Annotated in this window: 3 protein-coding genes and 3 pseudogenes; 2 read left to right on the top strand and 4 right to left on the bottom strand. The window is 52.5% G+C overall.

The features are described from left to right. Positions 1-255 precede the first annotated feature (255 nt). Positions 256-633, top strand: coding sequence for a hypothetical protein (locus JCM25143_RS01385; RefSeq protein ID WP_234394841.1), 378 nt, complete (start codon positions 256-258; stop codon positions 631-633). 35 nt (positions 634-668) lie between these two features. Then, positions 669-3,035, top strand: a pseudogene (locus JCM25143_RS15770) (TonB-dependent receptor family protein). 17 nt (positions 3,036-3,052) lie between these two features. Here the strand turns inward: JCM25143_RS15770 and JCM25143_RS25025 are convergent. From JCM25143_RS25025 to JCM25143_RS23085, 4 genes and pseudogenes are all read right to left on the bottom strand, one after another. Further along, positions 3,053-3,687 (bottom strand): annotated as a pseudogene (locus JCM25143_RS25025) (SCO family protein). Positions 3,688-3,755: 68 nt separating this feature from the next. Further along, positions 3,756-4,037: a hypothetical protein gene (locus JCM25143_RS01400; RefSeq protein WP_148299967.1), complete on the bottom strand. Its 282-nt coding sequence runs from the start codon at positions 4,035-4,037 to the stop codon at positions 3,756-3,758. A 732-nt stretch (positions 4,038-4,769) separates the two neighbouring features. Beyond that, positions 4,770-6,356: pseudogene (locus JCM25143_RS15780) on the bottom strand (B12-binding domain-containing radical SAM protein). Further along, a partial coding sequence (locus JCM25143_RS23085; protein ID WP_234394846.1) for a hypothetical protein occupies positions 6,274-6,461 on the bottom strand: 188 nt, incomplete at its 5' end. The pseudogene JCM25143_RS15780 and the gene JCM25143_RS23085, both read right to left, overlap by 83 nt.

Here is a 6,461-nt window from a genome sequence, read left to right on the forward strand (position 1 = left end):
GATGTTGATATCTCACTGAATCGTTTCTGATTTAAATGCGCAAATAACAGGCCACACTTGAGTGTGGCCCTTATCTACCCCCTCAAGTGAGCACAAGCCTGCCCGAGCCATGCTGCTCGCCGATGGTGAAGACGCGCCAGTCACAGTAACATAACACGTGGTGCCTGTTATCTGACGATAGGCAGCTACTCATTGTGTCAAGCCCATCTGGTCAAACGGGGAGCCGTAGAGTATGCCCTGCCTATGCACGCACGAGTGAACAGCCTGACTCAACTGGTGGTCTTCTGGCCACTGGTTCTGCTTGCTCTGCTCTTGCGCCTGACATTCGGGGGGATGGTGGTACCATCGTCCGTGCTGGCGGATCAGGTCGGAGACCTGACCAAGCTAAGCATTCTTTGCGACGACACGCCATTACCACTCCAGCAGGATGGGCATCATCATGGCACGAATGACCATGATGACAGCCTACTCCTTTCTGATGCCCTTGAGCTTTTCCTGCCGACCAACGCAGATATTCCTGTCATAGGGCGGCTTTTGCCGTGTATTGCCCAGCGGGTCTGGATATTTGCTCCTATCCGTGGGCCGCCCTTGCCGGAGCGCGCGGCACTCTGCCCACAGGGCCCTCCTGCCTGATCTGACCTTCTGCCGCCGCCCATGCCTGAAAACGCATGGGCTTTCAGCGCTGTTTGTTCAGGTTCAGAGATATGTCCTACCCGTATGGCAATGCACGCCGTTTTTCTGGCATGGCATTTGGCTTTGTTATGTTGTCCTGCGCTCTGGCTTATGGAGCCGAGGGAAAGGAAACCGTATCCTCTCTCAAAGACGATCACCCCGATAGCAAATTAGTCAAACCTGTTTTTCACCGGGGAGAAACGGAGCAGATTACCGTTACAGGCAATAGCCGCGCACCCGCGACTGTGCGGCCAGCCGGACAGACAACTTTTAGTTCCGACCGGAGCAACTATGCCAGTCAGGTCGCCCAGAGCGTAGCCGACATGGTTGTGACTATTCCCGGCGTCAGCTTTACGCAGGGTAATGGCCCGCGGGACACGGTTGTTTCCGTTCGTGGGTCTGGTGATCGCCAGTCCTATGGGCTCAAGAACCTACAGGTGCTTGAAGATGGTTTTCCCATGACACAACCAGATGGAACAGCCAGAGCCGACCTGATTGACCCGCATGCTTATGAAGGGGTTGATGTGTTTGAAGGCCCAGCCTCAACCGTTTACGGTAACTACGCCATGAATGGTGCAATCAATTTTCGTACCCGCAAAGGCGCGGATATTCACGGTGCGGAGCTGGGGTCTGATTTTGGCAGTTTCGGGTTGTTCAATACCTATGCAACCCTTGGTTTTGGCAACCGGCGTTACGACCTCATGATCTTCGGTAGCGATGTCTGGGGAAAAGGTTTTATTGCCAATAGCCGCTACAATACCTCGACAGAGAATATGCGCCTGCGCGTGAACCTGACAGACACCGATCGGCTCGTTTTTAAGGTGGTCAATAACCAGACAAATGCCTACCTGCCTGTTCGTCTGTCGCTGAACCAGTATCAGACCAACCCCTATCAACAGGGCTGTTATTCTGCGGCCAGCGCTGCTGCGGGATGTGCCTCTGTCTCTCTGCTCAAAAACGGGCGGTATGGTGACAAGGAGACCATCAGCTGAAGCCGCCGGGCTGGGACGGTTTGATAGGCGCACCATTGTCGGGCTGCGGTGGGAGCATGATTTCAACCCCCACACGACATGGCGCAACCAGTTCACCTATGATCAGCGTCATGTGAACCAGCCGACTTCTCCAACAACCTTTGTCGGTCCTTATAACTCCTATGCTGTCAGTAGCGATGTAACGAACCGGGCTTTGATCGGGCACTCTCCGCTTGAAACATTTGGCGGTATCAGTTTCGACTATCTCGATTACGGTTATCAGACCTACAACGTCATGCCTCTGGGCGGCGCGAGCCGGGGAGCGATGACGACTGAATCATACGGTCATCAGTGGAATCTTGGAGCACGCTTTCAGGAAGACTGGCATTTCGCACCCAAATGGCATGTCGTTATCGGACTGGGCGGGACTTATTCTGATATCGGGGCAACAGAAACACTCTATGGCTATTCCGCTGCTGGCATGACCCGGCGCTATGTGACAGCCAACCGTTTCTTTTTTAACCTCGCCCCTGAAGGTGCGCTGATTTATGCCCCATCCAAAGACTGGACGTTCCATACACGGGTTGGCACGGCCTATGGTACGCCCTCAGCATCCAATCTGTTCATTACGCCACAGGGTCAATATGGCAACAATACACAGATAGAAAGCCAGAGCAGCGTGGGAGTGGACCTTGGTGCTGACTGGCACCCGGATGATACGCTGCGTATTCAGGCCACAGGGTTTTACGAATTTTACAATAACGAGCTTGTTAGCCAGTCTGCGGGCGTTAATACGGTTGGCACCTATACTTTCAATGCCCCGGCTTCGCAGCATCGTGGCATCGTGCTGGGTGTGGATTGGCGGCCATTACCAAAAACACTTCCCGGCGGCCGAATTAAACTAAGCTATACTTACGACAATCAGATATACACTAATTATACCGAAGTTCTTTCCAACAGCACGCTTTCGCGTTCATTCAGCCGCAATGGCAATGCCATTCCCGGCGTTATTCCGAATTTTCTCAATGCCCGCTTCCTGTATGATCAACCAGATGGCCCGGCAGAAGGCTGGGAGGCTATGCAGAAGTCACATGGCGTGATTCATACTGGCTGGACAATGCCAACCAACTGAAAGCGCCCGGTTACGCGCTGCTCAATCTTGAAGTGCATTATAACCCGCCAGCCCGGTTTGGCTGGGCGCATCGGCTGCACTGGTATTGCGAGGTGCAGAATGTCGCCAATCAGACCTATATCGCGGGAGCTACAAATATCAGCGATACATTGCTGAGCAATGGCCAGCAGGCGGGTTCTGGCACACTGGCAAATAGCACAGGGTCTATTTATGCTGGTTCACCTCGGGCATATTTTGGTGGTGTGCGGCTCAGCTTATAAGGCAGGGATCTGGCCTCTCAGTTTTTATGCAGAATACGGGCCAGATCGACCGCCATCTGTTCGGCGCTATCATCAATCGGGATCATTCCCGCCAGATGATTTTGTCCATCCATGACATAGAGAATGGATGTATGATCAATCAGGTAGTCAACGGCCTTGGCATCATGGCGACGCACCGTAACATGAAAGGCATCCAGAACGGGCTTTAACTGTTCTGGAGAGCCACTCAGCCGACAATCCGGGGTGAAAAACGTGCGATATAATTCTGCATGACTGCCGGTGTATCCCGCTGGGGGTCAACCGAGATAAAGACCGGAACAATATTCTGCCCTTCAGGCCCCATACGTTCGAGTGCAGCAGAGATCGTATCAAGCGTGAGAGGGCATACGTCGATGCAGTGTGTGTAGCCAAAGTAAAGAGCCGTGTAGCGGCCGCGGAAATTACCCTGCGTGACTTTCTGCCCCTGTGTATCGAACAGCGTATAGGCACCACCAATATTTTCATGGTGATTACTGATAAGCATACGAAAACCAATAGCGCCCCCAAGTAACAGGAGAGTCACCATTGTCAGGATAACCAGGGTTTTCAGGTCAGGGCCAGCACCCTTATTGGCGGAGAGACTACGTTTCTTTTTTCTGGCGGGAGACTTCATGGACAGATCATACAGGAAATTTTGTGTCGTGAGTGGGTTTTTATAAAAAGCTCACTTCGTACGCTGCGCTATTTTCCTTCGTCAAACTTGATGTCCTGATTATTAATTGTTGAAGGAACGCTTTTTTCTTGTTCACAGGGGAAAGAGGGTATAGCGGGCGCTTCAGAATCCTCGCCCTCGGGGTGGAGGGGGTCATTGTTGCCCATGCCATGGGTATGATCCATACCAACACGGTTCATGGCCTGTTGCATGCCCATGCCAGCAATTCCGCCGCCTATTCCATTCATGCCGGGTATGGCAGAGAGCGCCATCGGTGCCATATGGCCCAGCCCATTTCCAACACTCGTCATGATATGGCCATGCATACCATTACGGGGAGCATTGGGTTGCTGCCCACAGGTTGTGTTAGCATCCTTGGGGGGAGAGTGAGAGCACCCCATAGTGAAAGCGCACCCCAACATGCAGACTGCAAGCTTGCGTCTGATATGGCTCATGGTTTCAATAACCTCTAGTTTTCCGGTAAGAATAGCCGAACAATCCAGAGGACTGCCGAGCGATTATTGAACGAAATATAGACTGCGATCGGGTGAGGTAATATGCCGAGGCCAGTAAGGCTTTTCGTATGAACAAAGTTCCATAATGGACTGATATAATTGGGAAAACCAGCATTGTTATATCAGTCAACCTTCTCGCCAATAGCTTTGTAACGCGGGCAGCCGACAGGAAAGGCATCGCCTACCATAGCGGTTCAGACCATGCACTCTTTCACTATTTATTAACCTTTGCAATCAGGAAGTGCAGCTACTCTTTCGTGTTGGTTTTTGTGGGCTGTTAAACCGGGCAAGGTCAATAAACACCATATTCTGCATATGCTTGAATCAGCAAAATCTGTCCACGGGCGCGGCGTCCTGCAACGGGGCAACACTCTGTTCGGGCTGACCTAAAACCATGAGCTAGGCCGTCGCTATCCACAAAATTTGTAGCCGTGTAGGGACTACATGGCGATGAAAGCAGCAAGGTAACCCAGAACGACGCAGCAAATTTCTGCTCCGCGTTCTGGGAAATGAGAGCTCGCTACAGGATCAGGCCAGTTCGAGTTCGGCCTCGACGGGCGCCGTCCGGAAAGGTGGTATTTTCCAATGCCCCTGATCAATATTGGTGATTTCGCGATCAATCTCTTCAACAACCTGTCGCGCGAAGGGACCAAGATGCAAATATAAAGCACTTGTCATAACAACATAGGGCAGTGCTTTGGGGTTATGCAGGGCGCAATCCAACAGCATGCGCCAGAATTGCTGGGCGGTTCCCGGGCCGGCACTATGAATCCGGAAAAGTAATCTTACAAAACTGCGAAGATCCCCTTTTATCATCCGGTGGCCGCGCGTTCGTTTAAGCATACGCCCCAACCGGCGGACGCGATCAAAATAAGCCCCGGGCGCATAGATGGTCCTGAGTACCGTCCTGTAATCATCCAGCACATCGCGACGGGGACGTTTTGTCTCGAAATTCAGCCCGGCAGTGCACTGGTCACCTGATTGCGTCTGCCCGTCATCGACGAAAAGCCGTCCTTCACTGAGCAGCCGTTTGGTCAGCTGTGTTGTGGGCAGGGCATAGAGCAGGCCGACCATGCAGACAGGGATCGCCGTATCTTCGATACATTCGACCATACCTGCGGCGACGCTACCTTTTTCACTATCAAAACCGACAATGAAACCCGCATTCACAAAAATATCGGCCCTGTGAATTGTTTCGATACTCTGTTGCAGACTGCGGCGTGTATTCTGCTTTTTCTGCGTCATGACCAGGGTGTCCGTATCCGGACTTTCGATCCCGATAAAAACAGCGAAAAAATTGCTCTGGGAAAGATCGCGCAACAAATCGGCATCGTCTGCCAGATTGATCGATGCTTCAGTGGAAAACTCGAAAGGAAAGTTCTTTTTGTTCTGCCACGCTTTCAGATCAGGCAGGAGTTTCCTAAGCGCCTTCTTGTTGCCAATCAGGTTGTCATCGACAAAATCGACATGCCCGCGATAACCGAGTGCATACAGGGCATCGAGTTCCGCCAGTACCTGCTCATTTGTTTTCGTGCGCGGCGTCCGGCCATAGAGTTCGATAATATCGCAAAATTCGCAACTGAACGGGCATCCACGGGAGAACTGAACCCCGACATGTAGGTACTGATCAAGCTTCAGCAGGTCAAAACGCGGTGTCGGGCTCAAGGTAACATTGGTCTTGCCCATGGGAGCCTTGAAAACACCCGCTGCTCCCCGCGCTGCCATGCCGCAATAAAGTCGGCCATGATCTCCTCGGCTTCTCCGAGAACCTGAAAATTGGCAGCGCTATAGACATCAGGGCTGGACGTTACATCAGGGCCACCAATCACGACCGGTTTGCCGTTGGCCCGGCACATATCGATAATATGCAGCGCATCATTACGCTGGGGCAGCATTCCACCTGCCATCACCATATCGGCCCAGGCGAAGTTTTCTTCCGTCAAAAGCTCGGTGTTGCGGTTGATAAGCCTGACTTCCCAGTGCTTCGGGAGCAGCGCTGCAACCGTGATCATGCCGAGCGGCGCCTGTTAGATCACAGGTTTCCTTGTAGTTCCAGAACGAACCTGCGTTGAAAAGCGGAAAGATCATCAAGACCTTGCAGCTGTCGGTCATCAGGGAGAAATCCTTTGATAAAACAGCTGATCACGATCAAAGCGGGAGACTGCCCGCTGTCCTTGAAAGCGCGCCGGCCCTTGGGAGGGGCTGTTTCAGTTTTGCTAC

The sequence above is a fragment of the Acetobacter papayae JCM 25143 genome, from assembly GCF_000613285.1.
GTDB lineage: Bacteria > Pseudomonadota > Alphaproteobacteria > Acetobacterales > Acetobacteraceae > Acetobacter > Acetobacter papayae.

Bases quoted from the DNA above. Each gene is read 5' to 3' on its own strand.
- JCM25143_RS01400 (WP_148299967.1), bottom strand. From the start codon at position 4,037: ATGACGAGTGTTGGAAATGGGCTGGGCCATATGGCACCGATGGCGCTC.